Consider the following 25029-nt stretch of genomic DNA (forward strand, 5'->3'; position numbering starts at 1 on the left):
CGCACACTTGATCCGTGACAGTCCTACCCCACGGGCGCACTCCTGACACCCTCCACGCGCTCGCCGTGGCGGGCGGCGTCGGGACGGTGCTGGCCCAGGACGGGTCGGTGCTCGTGACGCCCCGCCCCGTGGACCGGCTCGTGACCGAGGTCGCCCGGCTGGAGCAGGAGCACCGGCCCCGCTGGGTCTGGTGGCAGACCCGCGAGGACGCCGGTCCGCTCGTCGCCCGGGGCGTGCGGCTGGCCCGGTGCTGGGACCTCGCCGAGGTCCACCGGGTCCTCTGCGGCGGCCACCGGGCCGACCCGGCGACGGTCTGGGCGGTCGCGCACGACCTGGACCCCCGGACCGTCCCCGTCCCGGGACCGCCGGACCTGTTCGCCTTCGCCCACACCCAGGGCGAGGCGGGCGACCCCGAGCCCGACCCGGGGGCGCTCGTCACCAGGGACGGGCACCTGCGGCCCGACGCGGCCGACCGCACCTGGCAGCGGACGCCCGAGCGGCTGGTGACCTGGGCCCGGGCCGCGCTCGACGTTGCCGCGCGGCAGCGCGCCCACGTCGACGCCGCCGCCTCCCCCACGGCCGCGGGCGGCACCCGACGCGCCCCCGAGCGGCTCCTCGTCACGGCGACCTGCGAGTCCGCGGCCGCCCTGCTGTGCGCCGAGCTGGAGGTCACCGGTCTGCCCGTCGACCGGGTGGTCGTCGAGGAGCTGATCACCGCCGCAGCCGGTCCCCGCCCCACGGACGAGGCGCAGGCCGCCGGCCTACGTGCTCGTCGCGACCAGGAGGTGCTGCGCCATGTGCCCGGTCGCGAGCGCACCGACCTGCGCAATCCCCTGCAGGTCAAGGAGCTGCTCGCCGCGGTCGGCGTCATCGTCGACGACACCCGCAAGTGGACCCTCGCCGCGCACCGCAGCTCCCACCCGGTCGTCGAGGCGTTGCTCGCGTGGCGCAAGGCCGAGCGCATCGCCACGACCTACGGCTGGCACTGGCTGGACACCTATGTCGGTCCGGACGACCGGCTCCGTGGCGAGTGGACGGCCTGCGACGGCGGAGCCGGACGGATGACGGCAGCCAACGGCCTGCACAACCTCCCGGCCGAGCTGCGCCCCGCGGTGGCCGCCCACCCGGGCCGGGTCCTGGTGCGCGCCGACCTCGGCCAGATCGAGCCACGCGTCCTCGCCGCCGTGGCCCGGGACGCGGCCTTCGCGCAGGCCACCCAGGCCGACGACCTCTACTCCCCCGTCGGCGCCGAGCTCGGCGTGGAGCGGCCCGTCGCCAAGATCGCGGTGCTCGCCGCGATGTACGGCCAGACCTCGGGGTCGGCCGGCGAGGCGTTGAAGCGGCTGGACGAGGCCTATCCCACGGCGATGGCCTACCTAGCCCGGGCGCACCAGGCCGGGGTCCGTGGCGACCCGGTGATCACCTGGGGCGGACGGCTGGTGCCCATGTGGCAGGGGGAGCTCTCCGAGGCGCAGCGGGCCGGACGGGGGCGCTTCGCCCGCAACGCCGTCATCCAGGGCGCGGCCGCCGAGCTGTTCAAGGCCTGGGCCGCGACCGTCCGGGCGGGCGGGCGCGCCCTCGACGCCGAGATCGTCCTGTGCCTGCACGACGAGCTGCTGGTGCACGTGCCGACCGAGCACGCCGCCGCCGCCGAGGCCCTGCTGCACCGCAGCCTGGACCAGGCGGCGCGGCGCTGGGCGGGCACCGACCGGGTGCGGTTCGTCGCCGACGTGTCGGTCGTCCACCGCTGGTCCGAGGCCAAGGACTGACGCCCCCCGGCGGCACCGAGCGCCGCGCGCCGCTCGTGCCGGCCCCGAGGCTCGGCACGGGCCTGCTGCCGGGTGGTCCCGGACCGGCGCCGTCAGCCGCGGTCCTCCGGGCGCCCGTCGTGGGTGCGCAGGAACCGCTCGAACTCCGCGCCGATCTCGTCGGCGGTGGGCAGCTCGTCGGGCGAGGGGGCGAGCAAGGTGGGCTTGTCGAGCCCCCGGGTCCACTGGTCGTACTGCGCCTCGAGGGCGCGCACGACCGTGAGGACCTCCTCGTTGTCCCCGATCTCGGCGTCGACGGCCTCGCGGTTGACGCCCGCGACCGCCGCCAGGTCGGCGGTGGGCAGCGCCAGGCCGGTCACCCCGGCGACGGCGCGCAACCCGGTCAGGGCGGCGTCGGCGAAGTCGGTCTGAGCCAGGTAGTGCGGGACGTGGACGCTGAACCCGACCGTGTCGTAGCCCGACTCGCCCAGGCGCAGCTCCAGCAGCGAGGCGAACGACGAGGGCACCTGCACCTCGCCGAAGACCGGGTTGTTGTCCGGGATCAGGGCCGGGCTGGAGGCGTGCTGGGTGAGCCCGATCGGTCGGGTGTGCGGCACTCCCATCGGGATGCCGTGCACGCCGACGGTGAGGGTGACCCCGAAGGCCCGGACCAGCCCGCGGACGGCCTCGACCATCCGCTCCCACTGGTAGTCCGGCTCCGGGCCGGTCAGCATCAGGAAGGGCGTCCCGTCCGCGTCCAGCACCCGGTGGAGCACGATCGTCGGGTCGTCGTAGGCCGTGTAGCGGTCCCGGTCGAAGGTCATCGCCGGACGGCGCCCGCGGTAGTCGAGCATCTGGTCCACGTCGAAGGTCGCCACCACCGAGTGGTCCAGCGTCGCCAGCAGGTGGTCGCCGATCAGCCGGCCGGTGTGACCGGCGTCGATGAAGGCCCCCATGGCGACGACCAGCGAGGAGGCCCGCAGGTGCTGCGGGTCGGTGTCGCTCTCGAAGTGGTAGAGCCCGGTGGGGTCCTGCACGGCTGCCTCCCAGGTCGGACGGAGTGGTCTCCTCAGAGGCAACGCACGAGTAGGCAGGGGCATTCCACCGCGACGGTCCTCGCGGTCCAGCGGGTGCTCCCGCCAGCCGCCGGCACAGCGGCGAGCACGGCGGTGCGCGACGACCAGTCGCGCGGATCCTCCCCCGCGGCCTGGGGACGACCCGCCACGAGGCCCCCGGTCAGCGGTCGAGCTCGTAGATCTCCGCCTGGACCGGTCCGTCGTCGGTGCCGACGGTGCACCCCACCCGCCGGTAGCCGGGGCCCTCGAACTCGTCCAGCCGCGCCCAGTGCCGAGGCAGGGCCTCGCTGGTGAGCACGTGGACCGGCACGGCCGGCGCGTCGTCGGCGAGCTCGATGGCGGGGTAGCCCGACGCCGCTCCCCAGCCCTCGGGGAGCAGGTGCCCGTGGACGACGCCCCGCGTCCACGTGCCGGGGATGTCGGCGACCTCGTGGTGGTTGGACCGGCCCGGGCACAGCGTGCCGTAGACCGCGAGCCGACGGCCGCCGGTGGGCGCCGCCGTCACACGCTCACCCGGTCGCCGTCGCGGGCCCGCCGACGAGCGTCGAGGGAGGCCGCGGCGGCGATGACCACGCCCAGGGCCATCTGCTGCCACATGGCCGGGACGTCCAGGAGGTTGAGGCCGTTGTGCATGACCGCCAGCACCGTGGCGCCGACCACCGTGCCCGCGGCGCTCCCGCGGCCGCCGGCCAGGCTGGCGCCACCGACGACGGCCGCGGCCACCGCGTCGAGCTCCATCCCGGCCCCGGCCCCGGCCTGCACCGACGCCAGCCGCCCGGCGACCAGCAGACCGCCGACGCCGGCGCACAGACCCGACAGCGCGTAGGCCGCCACCCGGGTCCGCTCGACCGGGATGCCCACCAGACGGGCGGCCTCGGGGTTGCCTCCCACGGCATACAGCCACTGGCCCAGGACGGTGCGTCGCAGCAGCGCGTGGGTGAGGACGGCGAGCGCCACCATGACCAGGAAGGTCACCGGTATGCCGGCGACCCGCTCCCCCACCCCGGCCATCGCGGCGGGAGCCGCGAGAGTCTGGGAGTCGCACGAGATCTCGGCGACCGCCCGCCAGATCGCCATGCCCGCGAGGGTGGCGATGAAGGGGGGTATGACGAGCCTGGTGACCGCGAGGCCGGTCACCAGGCCGGCCACCAGGCCGACGAGCGGCGCCGCGACGACGCAGACGGGTGACGGCAGGCCAAGCCCGAGCGCGCACTGGGCCGCGAGGACCCCGGACAGGCCGGCGACCGCCCCGACCGACAGGTCGATGCCGCCCACCACGAGCACGAAGGTCAGACCCAGGGCGAGCGCTGCCGTGGTCGCGGTCTGGTCGGCGACGTTGAGCAGGTTGCCGAGGGTCCGGAAGTCCGGGGACACCACCGCCAGCACCAGGCACAGGGCGAGCAGCCCGGCGGGCGCGGCGAGCACCTGGCTCCCGGCGCCTCGAGCCCAGGCCCCCAGACGCCCGCCCGGCGACGGGGAGGAGGACGCAGCCGTGGCACCACGCTCCGGCGTCGGCGGGACCGCCGCTGGTGGCGGGGTGACCTTCGCGGCCGGCGCCGGAGCAGGCCCCGCAGCCTGCTTCGCCGGCGTGGCAGCGGACTGCGGGACGGACTTCGCGGCCGGGGCCTGCGGGACGCCAGCCGGAGCCGCAGCAGCCTGCGTCGCCGGCGCGGCAACGGCCTGCGGGACGGCAGCCGGAGCCGGAACACCCTTCGCAGCCTGCTTCGCCGGCGCGGCAGCGGACTGCGGGACGGACTTCGCGGCCGGGCCCTGCGGGACACCAGCCGGAGCCGCAGCAGCCTGCGTCGCCGGCGCGGCCGGAGCCGGGGGACGCACGACCGACTGCGGGGTCGACGGGGCCGGGTCCGGACCCGGAGCAGCTGGGGTCGCTGGTGCGGCCGTCGCGGGGGCGGCCGGGGTCGGTCCAGGTGGGACCCCGGGCGTGCGCGCGGCTCGTGGCTGAACCCCCGTGGTGGGCTGCGCGTCGCCGGCAGGCGTCGCCTCCTTCGCGGCCGGCGCCGAGATCGGGGGGCCAGGCAACGGCGGGGCCGTCTCGGGTGCCGTGGTGGCGGCCGGCCGGCCGTCGGTCGCGACGGGTGGCATCCCTGCCGGGCGCGCCGCGACGCCGCGTGCGGCGGACGTGGTGGCGGCCACCTTCTTGGCGGCGGCCTTCCGGGACGCCTTGCTCATCGACTTCTTGACCACGGTCTGGGTCACTCGCTCCTCGGCCGGGACGGCGGGTTCGGGGGCTGCCCCGGTGGCGGCGGTCTCGCCGCGTCCGGTGGCGTCGTCGGTCGCCCTCATGGGCTGCTCCTCGGCTCTGCCCCGGAGCCCACGAGGGCACCGGGCTCCTGGGCGGGCACGCCGATCGTGCGGGTGCACAGGGCGTCCATCTCCTGGCGGTCGCTGCTCGCCAGGACCACCGCTCCGCCCTGGGCGACGATCTCGGTGACGACCTGGTAGATCACCTCGCGCGCGCCGACGTCCACGCCGCGCGTGGGCTCGTCGAGCACGAGGACCTGGGAGTGGGCGGCGACCCACCGGCCGACGACGACCTTCTGCTGGTTGCCACCGGACAGCCGCGCGACCGGGTCGTCCATCGACGGGGCGGCGATCGCGAGCCGCTCGCGGACCGCCGCGATCTGCTCGGCGCGCGACGGACCGTCGGACGTCGACCCGCCCCGGGTGAGGACGCCGTACCAGAGGTTGTCCGCCGCGGAGGCCTGCGGCACCAGCCCCGCGCCCTGGCGGTCGGCCGGCACGTAGCCCACCCCCGCCCGGATGGCCTCGTTCACCTGCCCGGGCCGGATCGTGCGCTCGCCGATCCGGACCTGTCCCCGCGCCTGGGGAATCCCCCCGACGAGGGCCCGCAGCAGGGCGCTGCGCGTCGTCGGGGTTCCGCCCTCGACCCCGACGACCTCCCCCGGGCGCACCTCCACGGTGGTCGGGGCGAGGACGCCCGGCACCGCCAGGTCCTCGGCCACGAGGAGCGGTCGGGTCGCCGCCTGCCCCGTCGGCGCCGGGGGACGGGTGGCGGGGTAGAGGCCGGCGACGGGGCGTCCGGTCACCGCGGCGGCCAGGTCGGTCACCGGGGCGTCTCCCGGGAGGGTGGTCACCATCCGCCCGGACCGCAGCACGCTGACCCGGTCGCACAGCTGGGCGATCTCCTCCAACCGGTGCGTCACGTAGAGCAGCGAGACTCCCTGCCGGGTGACCTCGCGCAAGGTCTGCAGGAGGGCGGCGGTCTCCTCGTCGGACAGGACCGCGGTCGGCTCGTCGAGGATCAGCAGCCCCGCACCCCGGGCGAGGGCGCGGGCGATCTCCACCCGCTGTCGCAGGTCTACGCGCAGCCGGGCCACGGGGGTGGTCGGGTCGAGGTCCAGGCCCAGGATCGCCAGGGCCGCCTCGGCCTGCCGGCGCACCGCGGCTCGGTCGATCAGTCCCCGTCGCACGGGGGGGCGGGGCAGCGCGAGGTTGTCCTCGACGCTGAGCTGCTCGATCAGGGTCGGGTGCTGGTGGATGGTGCGTATGCCGCGCCGCACGGCGTCGGAAGGCCCCGCCAGCACCGCCTCCTGTCCGTCGATCCGCACGACGCCCCCGGTCGGCCGTTCGGCGCCGGAGACGATCCGGATGAGCGTGGACTTGCCGGCGCCGTTCTCGCCGAGCAGGGCGTGCGCCTCACCGGGCGCGATGGCCAGGTCGACGTGCTGGAGGGCGCGCAGCGTGCCGAAGGTCCGGGTCAGGCCGGCGACCTCGAGCCGGGGCGGGGCGCCGGTGGGCGGGTGAGGGAGGGTCGGGGACACCACGTCAGGCGTGGGCGAGCAGCGAGCGGGCGTTGGCCCGGGTGATGGCCACCACGGCCTGGTCGACGATGCTGCCGGGGGCGGGGGCACCCTTGGCGTCCACGACGGCGCGCAGGGCCAGCGTCCCCATGGCGGCGACGTCCTGACCGATGGTGGCGGTCATCCGACCGAGGGCCACGGCCTCGATGGCCTCACGGGTCCCGTCGAAGCCGACGACCTTGACGCCCAGGCCGGCACGGCCGCCCAGGGCCTGCAGCGCCCCGAGGGCCATCTCGTCGTTCTCGGCGAAGATCCCGTTGAGGTGAGGGTGGGCCTGCAGCACGTTGGTGGCCACGTCCAGGCCCTCCACCCGGCGGAACCCGGCGGGCTGGGTGGCCACGACCCGCATGCCGGGGTGCTTGGCGAGCTCCTCGACGAAACCCTTGTGCCGCTCCCGCGAGCTGGAGGTCGCGACGACGCCCTGCAGGACCGCGACCTCACCCTTGCCCCCGAGCGCCTTGGCGAGCGCCTGGGCCGCGATGGCCCCGCCGCGCACGTTGTCGCTCGCGATGCAGGTGACGCCCTGGGCGTCGGTGATCCGCCGGTCGATGGCGACGACCTTGGTCCCGCGCTCGCGCAGGCGCTTGACCGGGGTCGCGAGCGCGTCGGAGTCGACCGGGTTGACGACCAGCTGGCCGATGCCCTTGACCGCGAGGTCCTGGAGCTGGGAGGCCTGCCGGGAGGCGTCGTCCTGGGCGTCGGTGATCTTGAGCCGGATCCCGAGGCGGGCGGCCTCGTCCTGGGCCCGGTCGACCAGGGTCATGAAGAACGGGTTGGCGAGGCTGGAGACGGCGAGGCCGACCACGCCCTTGGCAGCCTTGGCGGACGCGGCGCCCTCGTCGTCGCCGGAGGCGCAGCCCGTCAGGAGTCCGGCGCCGGCAAGGCCCAGCAGGAAGGTGCGCCGGGACAGCTCCGGCACTGTGGCTGCGGTCATCGATCGATCACTTCGTCCCATCGGTCAGCTGCAGGGTGAGGGCCTTGGGCAGGATCTGTCCCAGTGCCTCTACCGTCTCGCTGGTGTAGGACAGCCCCCCGACGCTCGCCGCCAGTCGGTCGAGCGTGGCCTTGTCAGGCTCTTCCCCGACGCCCACGAGGACCAGGCGCACGGGACGTGCGGGGTCCTGCAGGCGGCCGAGGTCGGCAATCGCCTGCTCAATGGTACGACCACCGCTGTCGTCGTCGTTCTTGCCGTCGGTGAGCACGAGAGCGATGCCCTCGTGGCGGGCGTCGGAGCGGTCCCGGACCGCCTGGTAGGCGGCGACGGTGGTGTCGTACAGGCCCGTCCCGCCACGCGGCGGGGTGGCCGGGTCGACCAGACCCGCACCGGCCTTGGCGAGCGCGTCCCGGGTGGCCGGGAGCTGGAGGGACCCCATGGGCACGAGCTCGGCCCAGTCCTGCCCGCCCTGCGCCCTGGCGGCGGAGAACGACCACAGGCCCACCTCGCTGGTCACGGGGACCGAGCGCAGCGCGACGGCGAGCGCTCCCGTGGCCAGCTCGATGCGACGCTTGCCCCCCTTGGCGGCGGAGTCCATCGATCCGGAGGTGTCGACGGCGATGATGTAGCGGCCGTCCCGGCGGGCACCGGCCCAGGCGTCCATCGTCCCGGCGACCTTGCCCGGGTCGACGGGGGCGGGCGGCGCGAGCGAGGCGGGCACCCCGGTGACGGGCGCTGCTCCGGCCGGCGCGGCCTGCGGGGAGGTCCGGAAGCCCTGGTCGACCAGCGACTTGCGCACCGTGTCCCCGGCGAAGGCCTCGACGAGGGCGTCGAGGGCCGCGACACGGGCGGGGTCCTGGGTGCGGGTCACGAGCGAGTAGCTCTCCATGGGAACCGCCCCGGGCAGCCAGGCCGCGGTGAGGGGCCGCCCGGTCTGCTTGGCGAGCTGGGCGATGCGCTGCTCGGTGCTGGGGAAGACCAGCGCCTGCGTCGGCGGGGCCGACAGGGAGGCCTCGAGCTCGGACTCCGAGACGGTCCGGCGGCTGAGTGCGCGCACCGCCTCGCCGACCGCGGGGTCGCTGCTCTGGCGCAACGTCAGCAGGGACAGCAGGGCGGGCGTGCTCTCGGCGGGCTCGGAGAAGCGCATCGGCCCCTGGGCGAGCATCCCCACCTGCTGCGGGGTGAGCTGACCGGACGCGCCCACGCCCGCCGGGACGGCGAGGACCACGGGTGAGTAGGCGACGGGTCGGGAGACCCGGCCGCGCTCGGCGGCGGGCACCCAGGCCTCGGAGTCGGTGAACCACCCGTCGACGGCACCGACCACGGGCTCCTGGGCCGCGGGAGCCGAGCCGGGCGCGGCAGCCGAGCCGGGCGCGGGAGCAGGACCGCCGGCAGGCACCCCCGAGGACGGGGCCGCGGAGGAGGCGCCGGCGGGCTGCGCCGGCGTGCCGGCGACGGGCGGCTGACCGGCGGAGGTGACCGCGCCGGCGGGCTGGGCCGGGGTGGCACCGGGCTGAGCAGGCGCGCCGCCCGCGCCGCCGCCGCGCTGGGCGGCCAGCGCCGCCGTGACCGGACGGAGGCGATAGGTGACGCAGCCGCCCTTGCGGTCCGATGCCTCGTCGGCGGCCTCCTGGGTGGCGGCGAAGAGGGCCGGGGGCACGGCCACGTCGAGGGAGGTCATGGTGGCGCAGGTCGTCTGGGCGCTGGCGACCCGGCTGGTCCCCGGCCCGTCGTCGGACTTCGCCAGGTGCATCAGGTGAGGCGCCGCGGCTGCGGCGCCTCCGGCCAGCGCGATGCTCAGGGCGGCCATCCCGGCCACCTTGCGCTGACGGTCACGGCGGCGGCCGCGCTCGGCGCGACGTCCCGCGCGGGTCGCGGGCTGTGCCTGCGAGGTTCGGCGCTGCGTCACATCTCCACCTTCCGAGGTCAGGTCCCAGGGCGATGGACGCACTGGTGCCACTGCCGGACCGCAAGGTACTGGGTGGGCAGGCCCTCGCGCACGGGCCGCTGCGGAGCGCGACGACAGCGGACGGTGCCCGTCAGCGCGCCGCGGGTGAGGACCTGAGGAGGAGCGCCCTGGACGGCCGCGCAGACGCGCCCCGAATGCCATACCCCCATCACGTGGCGACGCCTCATGGGCACTGTGGGTACAGGCGGTCTCGGGCCGGCGCTGAACCGGGGGTCGACCGGGATGCAGATTTCCTCGCGAGAGCCATACCTTCGGAGCAATCGCAGCACCCTGCGTCACTCACCCGGGTGGCGGGCCTCCGCGGCGTCCATGGCCTTGTAGATGCGCTGTTCGCTGACCGGGTGCGCCGTCCCCAGGGGCTGGGCGAACAGCGACACCCGCAGCTCCTCGACCATCCACCGGATCTCCTGCACGTCGGGGTCGTCCACACGGGACGGGCGCAGCCCCTCGAGGAAGGTCCGCCGCTCCCGCTCCACCGTGGCCACGACGGCCTGACGCTCGGCGTCCCGACGCATGTCGTCCGGGCCCTTCTGCGCGCGCCAGCAGATCGCCCGGACGTAGCGGGCGACGTGGCGCAGGCGGGCATGACCCACCTCGGCCACGAACCCCGGATGGACCAGCGCGTCGAGCTGGGCGGCCATGTCGTCCCGCATCGGCCGGGCCGCCGGCGACAGCCGGTCCAGGGCGAGCCGCGCCTCCCGGGCGGCCACCAGGACCGGCTCGACCAGCTCGATCACCTCGATCACCCGGGCCGACGCGAGCTGGCGCACCCGGCGCAGGACCTCGTCGTACGCCGCCTTGTCCCGGACGATGCCGGTCGCCTGGTCCCGCAGCTCGGGGGACTGCGCGACGATCGAGTCGATCGCGGCCGCGAGGCAGTCGTCGAGCAGCGCCGGGACCGAGCCGTGCGGGTTGTGCCCGAGGGCGATCTTCTGCTGGTTGGTGAGGACCGCGAGCACGCGCTTCCACGGCGGGGTGATGTCGAGCAGGAGCAGTCGGCGCAGCCCCAGCCGGGAGGCCACCGCGGCCTCGCGCTCGGTGGCGAGCACCTGCACCGAGACCGAGGTGCCGCGGTCGACCAGAGCCGGATAGCCGTGCAGCGTGCGCCCGCCCGGGACCCGCTGCTCGAAGGTCGCGGGCAGGGACTCGAAGTCCCAGGTGGTCAGCCCGGTCCGCTCGATCGAGGCGGCCGCCGACGCCATGGTCTGACGGACCTGGGGCGCGAGCCGGCGGCGCAGGCCCTCCAACGACGTGGACTCGCCCAGCGTTCGGCCGCGGCGGTCCTCCACGCGGAAGGTCATCCGCAGGTGGTCCGGCACCTTGTCCCAGTCCCACTCCCCCGGCGGTATGACGACCCCCACCCGCCCGCGCAGCACCCGGGCCAGCTCGTCGGTCAGGTCCCCGGCCGCGGGGTCGGCCGCGGCCAGGGCGGCGCGGGCGTGGTCAGGGGCGGGGACCAGGTGCTTGCGGGTGGCCTTGGGCAGCGCCCGGATCAGGGCGGTCGCGAGTTCCTCGCGCATCCCGGGCACCAGCCAGTCGAAGCCCTCGTCGCGGACCCGGTTGAGCACCTCCACCGGGATGTGGCAGGTCACGCCGTCGGCGTCGGCGCCCGGCTCGAACTGGTAGGTCAGCCGCAGCGTCAGGTCGCCCTGCACCCACTGCTGCGGGAAACCCGCGGAGACGCTCGTGTCGGCGCCCTCGGCGACGACCACGTCCTCGGTGAAGGTGAGCAGCTCGGGCTGCTCGCGACGAGCCTGCTTCCACCACGAGTCGAAGTGCCGCCCGGAGACGACGGTCTGCGGGATCCGGGCGTCGTAGAAGTCGAACAGCTCGTCGTCGTCGACCAGGATGTCGCGGCGGCGGGCCCGCTCCTCCAGCTCGGCCACCTCGGCGAGCAACGCACGGTTGGCGTGGAAGAACTCGTGGTGGGTGTCCCAGTCGCCCTCCACCAGCGCGTGCCGGATGAACAGCTCGCGCGCGAGCTCGGGGTCAACGTGGCCCAGCCCGACGGTGCGCCCGGCGACCAGGGGAACGCCGTAGAGCGTCACCCGCTCCAGGGCGACCCCGGAGGCGCGCTTGCGGGACCAGTGGGGCTCGGCATACGAGCGCCGGACCAGGTGGGAGCCGAGGCGCTCGGCCCAGGCGGGGTCGATGCGCGCGTTGGTGCGGGCCCACAGCCGGGTGGTCTCGACCAGCTCGGCCGACATCACCCAGTCCGGCTGCCGGCGGTGCAGCACCGACCCGGGCTGGATGGCGAAGCGGGCGCCGCGGGCGCCGGCGTACTCGCGCTTCTCGGCGTCGCGCAGGCCGATGTGCGACAGCAGCCCGGACAGCAGGGCCTGGTGGATCGCGTCGGCGGAGGCGGGGCCGGTGTTGGGCTCCAGGCGCAGGGTCTTGCAGGCCTGCCGCAGCTGCGCGTGCAGGTCCTGCCACTCCCGGATCCGCAGGTAGTGCAGGTACTCCTGCTTGCAGGTGCGGCGGAAGGCCGAGCCGGACAGCTCGCGTTGCCGGTCCTGGAGGTAGCCCCACAGGTTGAGCCAGGTGATGAAGTCGCTGTGCTCGTCCGTGAACCGCGCATGCTGCTGGTCGGCCTGGGCCTGCTTGTCGGCCGGTCGCTCGCGGGGGTCCTGGATGGACAGGGCGGCGGTGATGACGAGCACCTCGGCGAGACAGCCGTTCTCGTGGGCCTCGAGGATCATCCGGGCCAGCCGCGGGTCCACCGGGAGGGCGGCGATCTGGCGGCCGTATGCCGTGAGCCGGCGCCCGCCGCGCCCCTCGGCCCCGGCCGACGCGGCGTCGATCGCGCCGATCTCGAGCAGCAGGTTGAGCCCGTCGGCGACCTGGCGGGAGTCCGGTGGGTCGACGAAGGGGAACCGCGCGACGTCGCCCAGGCCGAGGGAGATCATCTGCAGGATGACGCTGGCGAGGTTGGTGCGCAGGATCTCCGGGTCGGTGAACTCCGGCCGCGCGGCGAAGTCCTCCTCGGAGTAGAGCCGGATGCAGATGCCGTCGCTCACGCGGCCGCAGCGGCCGGCCCGCTGGGCGGCGCTGGCCCGGGAGACCGGCTCGATCGGCAGCCGCTGGACCTTGGTGCGCTGGCTGTAGCGCGAGATGCGGGCGACCCCGGTGTCCACGACGTACCGGATCCCGGGAACCGTCAGGGAGGTCTCGGCGACGTTGGTGGCGAGGACCACGCGGCGGCCCGTGTGCCGGGAGAAGACGCGGTGCTGCTCGGCGCTGGACAGGCGGGCGTACAACGGCAGGATCTCGGTGCCCGGCAGCCGCAGACCCTCCAGCGCCTCGGCGGCGTCGCGGATCTCGCGCTCCCCGGAGCAGAAGACGAGGACGTCCTGGTCGGAGCCGTCGCCGGCGCCCGCCTCGGTCCACAGCTCGGTGACCGCGTCGACGATGCCGGTGACCTGGTCGACGGACTCGCTCCGGCCCGTGGGCAGCTCACGCTCCAGCGGGCGGTAGCGCACCTCGACGGGATAGGTGCGGCCGGAGACCTCGATGATCGGGGCCGGGGTGCCGTCGGCGGCGGCGAAGTGCGCGGCGAACCGCTCCGGGTCGATGGTCGCCGACGTGACGATCACCTTCAGGTCCGGGCGGCGCGGTAGCAGCTGCTTGAGGTAGCCCAGGATGAAGTCGATGTTGAGGGACCGCTCGTGGGCCTCGTCGATGATGATCGTGTCGTAGCGCCGCAGGTCGCGGTCGTGCTGCATCTCCGCGAGCAGGATGCCGTCGGTCATCACCTTGACCAGGGTGTCCCGCGTCGCGTGGTCGCCGAAGCGCACCTGGTAGCCGATCGGCCGCTCCTGCCCGTCGACCCGGTCACCGGTGATCGGGTGGCCCAGCTCCTCCGCGATGCGCTCGGCGACGCTGCGCGCGGCGATCCGCCGGGGCTGGGTGTGGCCGATCGTGCCGTGGATCCCGCGGCCGAGCTCCAGGCAGATCTTGGGGATCTGGGTGGTCTTGCCGGACCCGGTCTCGCCGGCGATGACGACGACCTGGTGGTCGCGGATCGCGGCGGCGATGTCGTCCTTGCGCGCGACGACGGGCAGGTGCTCGGGATAGGTGATCTCGGGGACCAGCGCCCGGCGGCGGGCGTGCCGCTCCAGCCTGCGGGCCCGCGACGCCTCGCGCTCCTCGGGGGTCTGCGGGGGGCGTCCGCTGCCACGACGGGGGCGACGACGGTGGGGGGTCTGCTCGGGCACGCCCTCCAGGATAGGTCGCCCGCGGTCAGCAGCCGGTGAGCGCGTAGACCGAGACGGTGCCCGTACCACCGATGCGGGTGAGCCCGGGAACCCCGGCCAGCCCGTGCAGCCCGGCGAACAGGACGCGGCGCGGGTCGTCGGCCCAGACCAGGTCGGTGTCCTCGACGACGTAGCCCACGTCCAGGCGGCGGGCCGCCGCGCAGACCTGCGGCGTCAGCTCCCGCAGGTGCATCCGCAGCACCCCGTGGTCGCCGTCGTACCTCCCGCCGAAGTGCGCGAAGGTCGCCGGGTGCCCGGACAGCACCCCGGCCCACTGCCCGCCGCCGAAGGGATCGCCCGCGACCGCCCGCCCGTCGGTCCGCGGCCCCAGCACCTCGGCATAGGTCTGCGCCTCCCGCCGGGAGACGACCGTCCGCCACCACTGCTGGTCGCCGTAGTTGTGGCCGATCAGCCGCTGGGCCGAGGCGACGCCGGAGGGCCAGCCCAGCAGGACCGGGGTGGCGACGAGCACGGCGGCGACAGTCTGCCCGACGACGGGGCGGCCGCCCAGGCCCGGCAGGCGCCGCCCGAGGTCGACCAGCCCGGCGGCCCCCTGGCCCGCGAGCAGCAGGGCCGGTATGGCGATCGCGGCGGCCACCCGGTAGGGCTCGCGGTCCCACAGCGCGGTGACCAGCGTCCCCCAGCCGGTGTCGATCGACGCCGCGCAGACGTAGCAGGTCGCGACCAGGACGAGACCCACGGGCACCCAGGGCCGGCCCCGCCACAGGCTGACGACGACGCCCGCGAGCACCAACAGTGCGAGCACCAGCCAGCCGGGGGTCAGGTGGGTCCCGAGGGTGAGGATCTCGGCCACGGCCACGTCCGCGGTGGTCACCGTGCGCGAGCGGCTGTGCACCAGGGAGCGCACCGTCGGGGTCCGGGCCACCAGCACGGCCCCGACGACCAGCCCGACGGAGGCGACGGCGAGCGCCTGCAGCACCCGGCGCCGCCGCAAGGGGTGCCCGACGAAGGAGCGCACGGTGCCGGTCCACAGGGTGCCGACGACGAGCGGGGCGACGAGGAGCAGGGCGCTGAGCAGGGCGGCGGGGTGGACGACGCCGACGCCGAGCCCGCAGACGACCACGACCAGCGCGAGGACGGCCCGGGGGCGCAGGTAGCCCGGGCGGCAGGTGCGCACCGCCAGGGCCATCAGGGCGGGGGCCAGGGCCAGGCCGGCCAGGTTGGACCACAGCACGCCGAAGTTCATCAGCAGCGTGGGGAACACCAGCGTAACGGGGAGCAGCGCGGCGACCGCCACCGCCGACCGCGGGTCCCGGCTGGTGGTGCGCAGCAGGGTGAGCATCCCGACCGGCCACACGATCGCGGCGAGCACGACGACGAGGGTGTTCAGCACGACCACGGGGTGCGCGCCGGTGAGCTGGGCGAGGAGCGCGCCGAGGGCGTGCAGCCCGCTGGGATAGAAGGTGCGGGTCGACCCGGGCGCGGCAGTCGCCCCGACGGTGAACCAGCCGGCGTCACCCGTGGCCAGCACCCGGGCGAGGGCGTTGACGTGGAAGCCCGCGTCGTGGGACTGCTGCAGCGCGTCGGGTCGCCCGACCGCGCCGGCGAGGACCACCCAGGAGGCGGCGACCGTGCCCGTCGTGGCCAGGGCGTATGTCGCGACCCGGCCGGCGTCGGCCGGGGCCGGTCGGGCCAGCCGGGTCCAGTGGCGCCCGAGGACCCACAGGGCCCCTCCCCCGACCAGCGCGGTGAGCGCGAGCGGCCCGGCGCCCCAGCCGATCCCGAGGCACGTGGTCCAGGTGATCGCCAGGGCGGCCACCCCGGCCGACGCGGCGGGAGCGGCCCCGACGGCGAGCCAGGGCGGGACCCGGGCGGGGATCAGCAGGGCCAGGCCGGGCAGGACCAGCAGGGCCAGCGAGGCCAGGACGACCGGCGCCGCGGCCCACCAGGTGGCGAGGGGATGGAACAGGATCAGTCGACCTTGGTCACCGTGACGGCGGCCTTGTCCGCGGCCCGCCGCTCCTCGGTGCGACCGTCGTCGGCGGAGCCGCAGCCCCCGCCGCCGGAGCCGCACCCGCAGCCGCCGCACCCGCCGCCGCCGGAGCCGCAGCTGCTCGGCCGGGCGTGGGCGGCCTCGACGTCGGCGGCCACGTTCGCCGCGTAGTCCTGGGCGAGCCGGTCGGCGGCGCGCCGCATCTCGGCATACGCCTCGGGGAAGTCGGGGCGGGCCTGCAGGACGGGCAGCAGCAGCTGGTCCTCCTTGGCCAGGTGGGCGCGCAGCAGGACGGCGAGCGCCTGGGCGTCGCCCGCGAGCCGGGCCGCGTCCTGGGCGGCGTTGATCGCGTCGACCAGACCGGCGATGACCCGGTGGTCGGCGACGAGCGCCTGCACCAGCAGCGCCGCCTCGGGGGCCTGCGCCGCGAGGGGATAGAGCACCTGCTCCTTGGCGACCGCGGCGGTGATCAGCTCGAACTGGCACCAGGTGGCCAGGTCGGCGTGGGCCTGCCCGAAGGCCTGGGCGTCCGCCTCGCCGATCGCGCCGATGAGCTCCGCCACGATCGTGCCGGCGCTGCGGGCGAGGGCGAGGTTGTCCTCGCGGGGCGTCGCGGTGGTGGGGGTGCTGTCGGCAGCCATGGGTCATCCTTCGAGGTCGCTACGGGGGCGCGCAGGTGCCCAGCCTAGTGGGGACCTGGCGCGGACCGGTCCGGACCGCTCCCCTGGTCGCCGGTAGTGTTCCCTCCCGTGATGGACGCCTACCGCTCGCCCGCCGGACGCGAGGCCGTGACCCGGTGGTGCGTCGAGGCTCTGGCGCAGTGGCAGCACCCCCACCGAACCCTCGTCGTCGAGCCGCTCGTCGCGGACACGCCGGTGCCCACGCACGTCACGGTGCTGGGCGAGGGGCCGCCGCGGTTCGTGTGGCTGCCCGGCACGGGCGCGTGCGCCGCGGTCACCCGCGGCCCGCTCGAGGCGCTCGCCCGGCACGGCACGGTGTGGGCCCTGGACCTGCCCGGGCAGCCCGGCCTGTCCCATCCGTGCCGTCCGCACCGCGACAGCACGGGGTGGTACTCCGCCTGGCTCGACGCGGTGCTCGACCTGACCGAGGGCGACGACGAGGTGGTGCTGGTCGGCACCTCGCTCGGCGCCCGCGTCGCGCTGACCACGGCCCACCCGCGGGTGCGGTCCCGGCTGCTGGTCTCCCCCGGCGGCCTGCTGGCACCCACCGCCTCCCCCGCGCTGGCCCGGGACCACACCCGCTGGTCGCTGCACGCCTCGGACGCCGCCGCGCAGGCCCTGCTGCGGCAGCTCCACGCGCCCGGCGAGCCCGTCACCGAGCGGGCCGTCGCGTGGACCACCCTGGTCGGTCGCGGGTGCAAGACGATCCGCACGCCCCGCCCGCTTCCCCAGCACTACCTCGACCGGATCGACGCCACGCCCCTGGCCGTGGCCGTCGGCGAGGACGACGTCCTCGCGCCCCCGGCCGCCCTCACCGCCGCCGTGGCCCGGCGGGCCAGCGCCCGGGTCGTGGTGGTGGACGGCTGCGGCCACCTGCTCCCGGCAGGCGCCTGGGAGCAGGTGCTCCGGGTCCTGCCCGCGTGACCAGGCCGGACGCACTACGCTGCGGCACCGTGACCCCAGCAGGCCCGGCCGCGGCATGATCGACCACCTCGCCGCGCACGTGTTCGCCCGCGCCGCCGAGCACCCGGACGCGGTGGCGGTGCGGTCGCGCGTGGCCGACGGGTGGGTCGAGCTGACGTATGCCGACCTCGCGGCGCAGGTCCGTCACGTCTGTCACGGGCTCATCGCGGCGGGGCTGCACCCCGGGGACTCCGCGGTCATCGTGTCCGACAACCGCGCCGAGTGGCTCGTCGCCGAGCTCGCGGTCATGGCCGCCTCGGGGGTGGCGCTGCACCTCGGGCCGAGCACCCCCGTGGAGGAGCTCGCCGCCATCCTGCGGGCCACCGAGACCCGGGCGGCCTTCGTGTCCGGCGAGGTGCTCGTCGACCATCTCGCCCAGCTGACCGAGCGGCTGCCGTCGCTGCGCGTCGTGGTCTGCTTCGACGAGAACCCCTCGGTGGTGCCGCTGCTCGACGACCTGAGCGTGCTGTCCATGGGGACCGCCGTCGACGAGCTGGGGGCGGAGGTGGGCGCGCAGGGCACCTTCTCCTGGGCCCGGCTCATGGCCGCGCCCTTCGACGTCGCGACGGCGGCCGAGGCCCAGCGACGACGGGACACCTGGAGCCCGGAGGACATCGCCGTCATCGACTACACCGTCGGCGGGGCGGGCGAGCTGCGCGGCGTGGTCCTCAGCCACCGGTCCACGCTGGCGACGGTCAAGGCGATCGCCGCGGCCTTCGCGGTGGTCGACCCCCTGCACGAGGTGGCGACCCTGCCCCTGCACCACAGCCTCCAGCACGGCAGCAGCCTGCTCGCCCTGCTGTCGGGCGGCTCCACCACCCTGGTCCCCCGCCTCGAGGACGTGCCGCAGGTGCTGCGGACCACCCGGCCGACCATGCTGATGACCACCATGCCGGTGCTGCGCTCCCTGGTGCTGGGGGCGCTGGAGGACCAGGCGCGGTCCGTGACCTTCGGTCGCGGCTGGGTGGGCTGGGCGCGCGAGGTCGCCACCGTCGAGGGGCAGCGCATCAACGCCGGCCGGGCCCGCTCGACCATCGAGCACCTGCGGGTCCCGGTGGCGCGCGCCCTGGTGGCGCGACGGGTGCGCCGCGCGCTCGGCGGACCCAAGGACCTGTTCGTCGTGGGCGGCACCGGCGCCCCGCCGGACCTGATGCACCTGCTGGAGCTGGCCGGCATCCCCGCGCACCGGGGCTGGACCACGCTGGAGGCCGGGGTCCTCGCGACCGTCAACGTCCCTGGCGGCACCCGGGCAGGCTCGGTGGGCCGCCCGCTGCCGTGCGTGGAGCTGCGCCTGGACGACGAGGGCGAGGTGCTGCTGCGCGGGCCGGGACTGATGCGGGGCTACTTCGGCATGCCGACCGAGACCCAGCGCGCCCTGGAGGACGGGTGGCTGCACACCGGTCAGATCGGGCGGGTGGACGCCGAGGGCTACCTGCACCTGACCAGCCGCCTGGACGACATGATCGTCACCGAGTCCCTGCACTACGTCGCGCCGCACCTGGTGGAGTCCCGGCTGCGTGCCCACCCCGTGGTCGCCGACGTGATCGTGGTCGGCGACGGGCGTCCGTGCATCGCGGCGGTCGTCCAGCCGAACCTGGACGTCGCCCGGTCCCTCCGGGCGGCGGGCGGGCTGCCCGACGACCCCGACGACGCCGTGATCCTCGGCGACCCGCTCGTCGTGCGCGCCGTCGGTGACGCCATCCGCAGCGCCAACGCGAGCCTGGCCCACGACCAGCAGGTCCGCGCCTTCCGGCTCACCCCCACCTCGTTGCGCACGCTCGGGCAGCGGACCGCCTCGCCGTTCGTGCGCCGCCAGCGGCTGGAGCGGGAGTTCGCCGACGTCGTCGACGCGATCTACGCCAGCGTCACGATCGACCCGTCTCGCCCGTGAGAACGGCCCCGCGTCCGATAGCGTGACCGTGCCGACCCCGACCCTGCAGGGAGCCTGAGCCGCCATGACACCGCCGCGCCTGTCCGAGGATCATCTGGCTCGCGTCTTCGCCCGGGTCGTGCACGACCATGCCGACCGGCCCGCGGCGCGGGTCCTCGGCGAGGGCGCGACGACGTGGACCTACGCCGAGCTCGGCCACCGGGTCCGCGCACTCGCCCAGGCCCTCGTGGCCCGGGAGGTGCAGGTCGGCGACCGGGTGGCCCTGTGGGCGCCCAACTGCCCGCAGTGGACCGTGGTCGACCTCGCCTGCCAGGCGGTGGGCGCGGTGCCCGTCCCGGTCTATCCCACCGCCACCGCCGACGAGGCACGCCACGTCGTGCGGCACAGCGGAGCCGTCGCGATCGTCGTGGGCGGCGGTGAGCGGGCCCGGTCCACCGCGCTGGCCCTGGCCACCGAGCTCGCCGACGTGCGGCTGGTCTGCGACCTCGAGGCGGCCGACGACCCGGCCGACGACCTGGCGGGGGACGCAGCCCGGCAGGACCGGGCAGGCACGGCGTACGTCGCGTGGAGCTCGCTGCTGGCCACCGAGGACGAGGCGCTGGCCGCCGAGGTCGAGCGGCGCACCGCGGCCGGTCGCCCCGAGGACCTGGCGACGATCATCTACACCTCCGGGACCACCGGCACCCCCAAGGGCGTGGCCCTCAGCCACCGCGCGATGATCCACCAGATCCACGCCGTGGACGCCTTCTTCGACTTCGGCCCCGACGACAGCAGCCTGGCCTTCCTGCCGTTGTCGCACGCGCTGGAGCGGGCGTGGACCTACTTCGTGCTCTCCCACGGCGCGCTCAACACCTACGTCCGCGACCCCAAGACCGTCGCCGCCCAGCTCGTCGAGGCACGCCCGACCGGGCTGGTGGCCGTTCCCAAGCTGTACGAGACGGTCTACGCCACGGCGCAGGCCATGGCCTCGCGCACCCCGGTGCGGCGTCACCTGTTCGACTGGGCCGTGGGCGTGGGCGCCGAGGTCGGCCGGCGGCGGATGGCACGCGAGCCTCTCCCCCGCGGCCTGCGGGCTCGGCTCGCCGTCGCGGACCGTCTGGTGCTGCACAACATCCGGGACGCGGTGGGGGGCACCAAGTCCGTCCTCGCCGCGGGTGGTGCCCCGCTGCGGCGGGAGGTCGAGGAGTTCTTCTGGGCCGGGGGGCTGCTCGTGTCCCAGGGCTACGGCATGACCGAGACCGGTCCGCTGATGACGTTCAACTGCCCCGGGGCGACGCGCTTCGGGACGGTGGGCCGGGTGATCGAGGGCGGTGAGATGCGGGTGGGCGACGAGGGCGAGCTGCTGTATCGCGGGCCCAACGTCATGGACGGCTACTGGCGCGACGAGGAGGCGACGCGCGAGGCCGTCGTCGACGGATGGCTGCGCACCGGCGACGTCGGCGAGATCGACGAGGACGGCTTCGTCACCATCACCGACCGGCTCAAGGACCTGGTGGTCACCCAGCAGGGCAAGAACGTCGCCCCGGCGCCGATCGAGGCTCGCATCGCCGAGCACCCCGCCGTGGAGCACGCCGTGGTCATCGGCGATCGCCGCCCCTGCCTGGTGGCGATGGTGCAGCTGGCCGACGGAGCCGGCGACGACGCCCTGGCGCAGGTGCGCGCCCACGTCGACCGGATCAACGCCGACCTGCCCGGTCAGGAGCAGATCCGCGCGGTCGAGCCCCTCGGCCTGCGGCTCACCACCGAGGACGGGTTGCTCACGCCGACGCTGAAGGTCCGGCGTCGGGCGGTGCAGGAGCGGTGCGCCGAGCAGCTCGACCGGATGTATGCCGAGGTCCAGCGCGCCCGACGCCGCTGACCGTCCGCCCCCGGGCCTCGGCCGTTCAGGACCACCAGGCGCGGATCGTCTCGGTGGGCCCGTCGAGCTCGGTGAGACCGGCGTCGGTCACGCTCACCGGCGCCCCTGCGAGCCGGGCCCACCCGGCCTCGTCGGGGTGGGTCACCCGCACCCGATGGCCGTCCGCCGCCCAGGCCTGCAGCACGCCCGCCAGCTCCGGGGCGGAGCGCAACGTCTCGTGCGCGAGCTGGGCGCCGTGGCCGCACTGGGCCGCGGCCTTGCCCGTCGTCATGTCGGCGTAGGGGCTGGTCGCCAGGGTGACCACGGGTGCCGACGGCCCTGCGATCCCGGCGTCGCCCTCCCGCGGCTTCTGCGGCGGAAAGCTCGTCCCGCTCACCTGCAGGGCGTCCAGCTCGGGCGGCAAGGGGCGGGCGGGGCCGGGCACGCAGGCACGGACGGCGGCGCGTCCCTCCTCGACGGTGACGCCCGGCACGGCCTGGACCCGGTCCCACCGGGTGCCGCGGGCCCGGCGCACCAGCTTGCGGATCCGCCCCGCCTGCCAGCGGGTCACGGGCGCCGCCCACTCCCCGCTGCTCGAGCGCGGGTCGGCGAGCAGGGTCACGACGGCCCGGGCGGCGGTGGCGCACACCAGATCCGCGTCCGGCAGCGCCTGCTTGTCGTGACGCACCACGAGCTGCATCGCCCAGGGCACGTCGGGGGCCGGCTCGCCGGAGTCCGTTGCGGCCGTCACCCGGACGTCACCGCCGCGTCCGGCCGGCCGGAGGGCTCGCGGCCGGGCGGGTGGCTCCGGCCTTGCGCCGGTCCCCGTCCTTGGCCGGGGCCGAGCGGGGGCGCGCGGCGGTGGTGGGCCGCGGGGTGTGGCGCGGACGGGAGGACACCGGCCCGGTGAGGGCGATCACGGGCGGACCGTCGGTCTCGCCCGACGGGTCCGTGGCGGCGGAGGGTCTGGGCCGAGGGGCCTTGCTGCCCGACGTCGCAGGGCGGCGTCCGGCGTGGTCGGAGGTCCGGGGGCCGGGCGCCGGGCGGGCCCCCACCGGGCGGGACGGAGCGACGACCACGGTGGACCGCGGGGCGGCGACATGGGGGAGGTCGGCCGGGGCAGGGTCGGCCGGGGCGGAGGTGAGCTCCCGCCCCCCGGCGAGCGCGGCGGTCGGCTCCCCGCCGAGATCGGTCGGTGGGACGGCAGCGATGCTGCGGGCCGGTGCGCCGGCCGCCTGCAGCTGAGACATCTGGTCCCGGGCCGTGACGGTGCCGAGGATCCCGGTCAGCAGCACGGCCGTGGTCAGGACACCGGCACCGACGACGACGCCGCGCGTGGTGCCGCCCTCGGGCTCTGCCTCCGGCACGTGCAGCTCCACATGGGGCCGGAGCACCTCCACGTGGCGGCCGGGTGACGCCGCGTCGGCGTCGTCGGCCCACCAGGGTGCGCTGCTCATCGTCTCTCCTCGGGGCCGGAGCCCCCCTTCGCCGCGGCCCTCGCGCAGCCGCTGCCGGGTCCCGGACGGGTCCGGGGGTCGACCTGTAGGCCGGCCGGAGCGGTGTCGCCCACCGCGCCACAGGTCATCTTCGCGAACCCCGCGGACCGGGACGGCAGTGCGACGGACCGGTTCATCCTGTCGGGGGTGTCAGGTCAGGACGTCTGGGACATCCGTCACGCGGCGCAGCGGGGGCGACTGCGGACAGTCTCTTGCGGCTGCGCTGCGTCGCCGCTCAGGCGGCGCTGCGGCGGGCTCGCAGGATGGCCCGGACGGCTGCACCGACCACCCGGTCGTCGTCCTCCAGCCCCCCGGGCAGGTGGTCCGGCACCAGGTCGTCCCCCTCGGCCAGATAGCTCATCGCGGCCACGAGCACCGCCCTGGCATCCCGGTCGAGGTGAGGCCAGCCGGCCATCAGGGCCATCAGGTCCGCGGCGAGCTCTCCGACCCGGTCCTGGCAGGCGGGGTGGGCCAGCATGTGCTGCTCGAGCCGCCGGGACAAGGTGACGACCCCGTCGTCGTCCAGCGTGCGGCACAGCGGCCGCACCGTCGGCCACATGTCCCCCAGCTCCTCACGGAAGGTGCCCAGCGCGCCCTCGCGCGAAGGATGTCCGCTCGTCGCCGCGAGCGCGTCCGTCCGGCCTCGGCCGGTTCCCCTGGTGCTCACGGGTCAGACCTTAGACCGGGCTGTGAGGGGCTGTCGCCCCGGACCACAGGACGCACCCGCTCGGGCGTATCGAGTGCGTCCTGTGGCGCTTGGTCACCCCACGTGCAGGTGCTCCGCGACCAGGGCGGAGAGGGCCTCGGCGTTGCCGAACAGACGCTCGGACAGCCTGTCGTCGCCATACCCGCGCAGCATCTCGGCCTGGGCGTCGATCAGCCCGGCCGGGAAGACCCCGCCCTCCTCGTAGACCGCGCGGTCCGCCAGCAGCGCCTCGGCCGACGCGGTGCACGACGCCGGCAGCTGGGCCAGGTCGTCCCGCCGGGAGGCGTCCTCGGCGACGTAGAGGCGCTCGGCGACCTCCAGGGAGTCCTGCCCGAGCAGGCCGGTGCGCGCCGCGACCGCGAGCCCGGCCAGCAGCAGGTGCACCTGCGCCGAGCCGTCGGGCGAGCGGACCTCGACGGTCTGGGCGGCCGTGGCGTCGACCTCCTGGCGCGGCTCGAGCGGGTTGGCGTCGTGGACCATCCGGTCGCCCACGCCGCGCCAGCCGAGGGGCACGCGCACGAGCACCGAGCGGTTGCGGTCGCCCCAGCAGATCGACGTGGGGGCCTCCTGGTGCGGGACCAGCCGCAGGTAGGACGTGGGGACGGTGTTGCCCCAGGCCGTCAGCGACGCAGCCCGCTGCAGGTAGCCGGCGATGACCTTGCGGGCGTCGTCGGTCAGGCCCTGCCCGTCGCTGAAGGTGTAGCGCCCGTCCCGGGACAGCCGGGTGTGGAAGTGCATGCCCGAGCCGGCCTGGCCCACGATGATCTTGGGCGCGTAGGACACCTGCAGGCCGTGGCGGTAGGCCACCTCGCGCAGCACCCACTTGGCGAGCACCATCTGGTCCGCGGCCTCCTCGATCGGGACCGGCAGGAACTCGATCTCGTGCTGCACCATCTCCTGGTTGTCGCTGATGATGTTGCCGACCTCGGCGTGGCCGTACTTGATCTGCGCGCCCATCTCGGCGAGCCGCATCATCGTCTCCCGGCGCACCGAGCCCCACTTAGAGTAGGGGTGCGCCTCGTGGTAGCCGCGCTGCTCGACGATCGGGTAGATCGAGTCGACCTCGCTGAACAGGTAGTACTCCAGCTCGCCGAGTGCCTCCAGGCGGGCCCCCGTGGTCTCCTCCAGGTAGGCCTGGGCCCGGCGCAGCACCTGCTCCGGCGCGGACGCCAGCGGGTTGCCGTCGACGTCGTAGAAGGAGCACATCAGGTCCAGCGTCGGCTCCTCGGCGAAGGGGTTGAGGAAGGCCGTGCGGTAGCGCGGGACGACGTACAGGTCGCTGGCGCTGGCCGCCACGAAGGGGAACAGGCTCGACCCGTCGACGCGCTCGCCGAGGGTGAGGACCCGGTCCAGGTGCTCGCGGGAGTTGATGGTGAAGTTGAGCTTCTTGAGTCGCCCGTCACCGGCGACGTAGCGGAAGTTGAGCATCCGGATCCCCCGGCGCTCCACGAGCTCGACGAGGTCGGCCTTGGTGAACTCCGCCGCCGGCTTGCCGATCTCCCGGACGAGGAGGTGAGGGGTGAGCGAGATGTCGGGCATGGTGTGCTCCTGATGGCTGTCCACGACGTTGTGCGACTGCTGACAGGAGCCATCGTGCTAGGTGGCCGGGTCCGGCCTGCGGCCGGGGTGGGGGTATGCCGCCGCGACCGGGCACCGGCACCTGCGGGGCACCGGGCGCCG

The 25029-nt window shown here is 75.4% G+C and carries 17 protein-coding genes; 4 read left to right on the forward strand and 13 right to left on the reverse strand.

What is annotated here, in order from left to right:
* Nucleotides 1-14: 14 nt before the first annotated feature.
* The gene (locus ACK2IS_RS10555; RefSeq protein ID WP_409483290.1) at nt 15-1769 is read left to right on the forward strand and encodes a DNA polymerase; all 1755 of its coding nucleotides are present in this window, start codon (nt 15-17) and stop codon (nt 1767-1769) included.
* 92 nt (nt 1770-1861) lie between these two features.
* Here the strand turns inward: ACK2IS_RS10555 and ACK2IS_RS10560 are convergent, their stop codons facing one another.
* The 9 genes from ACK2IS_RS10560 to ACK2IS_RS10600 form a co-directional block, all read right to left on the reverse strand.
* A complete protein-coding gene (locus ACK2IS_RS10560) occupies nt 1862-2785 on the reverse strand; it encodes a PAC2 family protein (protein ID WP_409483291.1) in 924 nt (307 codons plus the stop codon).
* A 199-nt stretch (nt 2786-2984) separates the two neighbouring features.
* Nucleotides 2985-3329 carry a gamma-glutamylcyclotransferase family protein gene (locus ACK2IS_RS10565; protein ID WP_409483292.1) on the reverse strand — a complete coding sequence of 115 codons (345 nt, stop codon included), beginning with the start codon at nt 3327-3329 and terminating at the stop codon, nt 2985-2987.
* On the reverse strand, nt 3326-5128 hold the full coding sequence (locus ACK2IS_RS10570; RefSeq protein WP_409483293.1) for an ABC transporter permease subunit: 1803 nt from the start codon (nt 5126-5128) through the stop codon (nt 3326-3328). The genes ACK2IS_RS10565 and ACK2IS_RS10570 overlap by 4 nt, the downstream gene beginning before the upstream one ends.
* Nucleotides 5125-6627 (reverse strand): sugar ABC transporter ATP-binding protein, encoded by a 1503-nt coding sequence (locus ACK2IS_RS10575; RefSeq protein WP_409483294.1) that lies wholly within the window; start codon nt 6625-6627, stop codon nt 5125-5127. The genes ACK2IS_RS10570 and ACK2IS_RS10575 overlap by 4 nt, the downstream gene beginning before the upstream one ends.
* A gap of 4 nt (nt 6628-6631) precedes the next feature.
* Complete coding sequence (locus ACK2IS_RS10580) at nt 6632-7600, reverse strand: substrate-binding domain-containing protein (protein ID WP_409483295.1); 969 nt, start codon at nt 7598-7600, stop codon at nt 6632-6634.
* A 7-nt stretch (nt 7601-7607) separates the two neighbouring features.
* Nucleotides 7608-9410: a hypothetical protein gene (locus ACK2IS_RS10585; protein WP_409483296.1), complete on the reverse strand. Its 1803-nt coding sequence runs from the start codon at nt 9408-9410 to the stop codon at nt 7608-7610.
* Between the two features lie 434 nt (nt 9411-9844).
* Nucleotides 9845-13792, reverse strand: a complete 3948-nt coding sequence (hrpA, locus tag ACK2IS_RS10590) for an ATP-dependent RNA helicase HrpA (protein ID WP_409485664.1) — start codon at nt 13790-13792, stop codon at nt 9845-9847.
* Nucleotides 13793-13808: 16 nt separating this feature from the next.
* Entirely contained in the window at nt 13809-15857 is a 2049-nt protein-coding gene (locus ACK2IS_RS10595) for a DUF6541 family protein (protein ID WP_409483297.1), read from the reverse strand.
* Nucleotides 15755-16417, reverse strand: coding sequence for a hemerythrin domain-containing protein (locus ACK2IS_RS10600; RefSeq protein ID WP_409483298.1), 663 nt, complete (start codon nt 16415-16417; stop codon nt 15755-15757). The genes ACK2IS_RS10595 and ACK2IS_RS10600 overlap by 103 nt, the downstream gene beginning before the upstream one ends.
* A 111-nt stretch (nt 16418-16528) precedes the next feature.
* Here ACK2IS_RS10600 and ACK2IS_RS10605 point away from each other — a divergent pair, with 111 nt between their 5' ends.
* From ACK2IS_RS10605 to ACK2IS_RS10615, 3 genes are all read left to right on the forward strand, one after another.
* Entirely contained in the window at nt 16529-17380 is an 852-nt protein-coding gene (locus ACK2IS_RS10605; protein ID WP_409483299.1) for an alpha/beta fold hydrolase, read from the forward strand.
* Between the two features lie 55 nt (nt 17381-17435).
* Nucleotides 17436-19310 (forward strand): AMP-dependent synthetase/ligase, encoded by a 1875-nt coding sequence (locus tag ACK2IS_RS10610; RefSeq protein ID WP_409483300.1) that lies wholly within the window; start codon nt 17436-17438, stop codon nt 19308-19310.
* A gap of 64 nt (nt 19311-19374) precedes the next feature.
* Nucleotides 19375-21168: an AMP-dependent synthetase/ligase gene (locus tag ACK2IS_RS10615; RefSeq protein WP_409483301.1), complete on the forward strand. Its 1794-nt coding sequence runs from the start codon at nt 19375-19377 to the stop codon at nt 21166-21168.
* 25 nt (nt 21169-21193) lie between these two features.
* Here ACK2IS_RS10615 and ACK2IS_RS10620 read toward each other — a convergent pair whose 3' ends face one another.
* The 4 genes from ACK2IS_RS10620 to ACK2IS_RS10635 all read right to left on the reverse strand — a co-directional run bounded on the left by ACK2IS_RS10620 (nt 21194) and on the right by ACK2IS_RS10635 (nt 24888).
* Nucleotides 21194-21898, reverse strand: a complete 705-nt coding sequence (locus ACK2IS_RS10620; protein ID WP_409483302.1) for a peptidyl-tRNA hydrolase — start codon at nt 21896-21898, stop codon at nt 21194-21196.
* A gap of 7 nt (nt 21899-21905) precedes the next feature.
* Nucleotides 21906-22604 (reverse strand): hypothetical protein, encoded by a 699-nt coding sequence (locus tag ACK2IS_RS10625; RefSeq protein WP_409483303.1) that lies wholly within the window; start codon nt 22602-22604, stop codon nt 21906-21908.
* A 274-nt stretch (nt 22605-22878) separates the two neighbouring features.
* Nucleotides 22879-23310 carry a hypothetical protein gene (locus tag ACK2IS_RS10630; protein WP_409483304.1) on the reverse strand — a complete coding sequence of 144 codons (432 nt, stop codon included), beginning with the start codon at nt 23308-23310 and terminating at the stop codon, nt 22879-22881.
* Between the two features lie 93 nt (nt 23311-23403).
* Nucleotides 23404-24888 (reverse strand): glutamine synthetase family protein, encoded by a 1485-nt coding sequence (locus tag ACK2IS_RS10635; protein WP_409483305.1) that lies wholly within the window; start codon nt 24886-24888, stop codon nt 23404-23406.
* Nucleotides 24889-25029: the final 141 nt, after the last annotated feature.

The sequence above is a fragment of the Arsenicicoccus dermatophilus genome, assembly GCF_046267915.1.
GTDB classification, from domain to species: domain Bacteria; phylum Actinomycetota; class Actinomycetes; order Actinomycetales; family Dermatophilaceae; genus Arsenicicoccus; species Arsenicicoccus dermatophilus_A.

Bases quoted from the DNA above. Each gene is read 5' to 3' on its own strand.
- ACK2IS_RS10605 (WP_409483299.1), top strand. From the start codon at position 16,529: ATGGACGCCTACCGCTCGCCCGCCGGACGCGAGGCCGTGACCCGGTGG.
- ACK2IS_RS10600 (WP_409483298.1), bottom strand. From the start codon at position 16,417: ATGGCTGCCGACAGCACCCCCACCACCGCGACGCCCCGCGAGGACAAC.
- ACK2IS_RS10610 (WP_409483300.1), top strand. From the start codon at position 17,436: ATGATCGACCACCTCGCCGCGCACGTGTTCGCCCGCGCCGCCGAGCAC.
- ACK2IS_RS10625 (WP_409483303.1), bottom strand. From the start codon at position 22,604: ATGAGCAGCGCACCCTGGTGGGCCGACGACGCCGACGCGGCGTCACCC.
- ACK2IS_RS10570 (WP_409483293.1), bottom strand. From the start codon at position 5,128: ATGAGGGCGACCGACGACGCCACCGGACGCGGCGAGACCGCCGCCACC.
- ACK2IS_RS10615 (WP_409483301.1), top strand. From the start codon at position 19,375: ATGACACCGCCGCGCCTGTCCGAGGATCATCTGGCTCGCGTCTTCGCC.
- ACK2IS_RS10585 (WP_409483296.1), bottom strand. From the start codon at position 9,410: ATGGCCGCCCTGAGCATCGCGCTGGCCGGAGGCGCCGCAGCCGCGGCG.
- ACK2IS_RS10635 (WP_409483305.1), bottom strand. From the start codon at position 24,888: ATGCCCGACATCTCGCTCACCCCTCACCTCCTCGTCCGGGAGATCGGC.
- ACK2IS_RS10580 (WP_409483295.1), bottom strand. From the start codon at position 7,600: ATGACCGCAGCCACAGTGCCGGAGCTGTCCCGGCGCACCTTCCTGCTG.